This window comes from Mesorhizobium sp. M5C.F.Ca.ET.164.01.1.1 (assembly GCF_004792125.1).
Lineage (GTDB): Bacteria > Pseudomonadota > Alphaproteobacteria > Rhizobiales > Rhizobiaceae > Mesorhizobium > Mesorhizobium wenxiniae.
Window position 1 is genome coordinate 1 of sequence record NZ_SRTG01000385.1, and the last position, 319, is coordinate 319.

General features: G+C 63.3%; 1 pseudogene. It reads right to left on the reverse strand.

What is annotated here, in order from left to right:
• Positions 1-319 (reverse strand): annotated as a pseudogene (locus tag EN807_RS33915) (TCP-1/cpn60 chaperonin family protein); the annotation flags it as partial.

Here is a 319-nt window from a genome sequence, read left to right on the forward strand (position 1 = left end):
CCTTCTTCGACGGCCGCACGGGTCGCGTTGAGGGCGTCATCGACGCGGTCCTTCTTTTCCTTGACTTCGATCTCGGTCGCACCGCCGACGCGGATGACGGCAACGCCGCCCGCCAGCTTGGCGAGACGTTCCTGCAGCTTCTCCTTGTCATAGTCCGAGGTGGTCTCCTCGATCTGCTGCTTGATCTGGGCGACGCGGCCCTGGATCTCGGCCTTCTTGCCGGCGCCGTCGACGATGGTGGTGTTCTCCTTGGAGATCGACACCTTCTTGGCGCGGCCGAGCATGTTGAGGCCGACATTCTCGAGCTTGATGCCGAGGT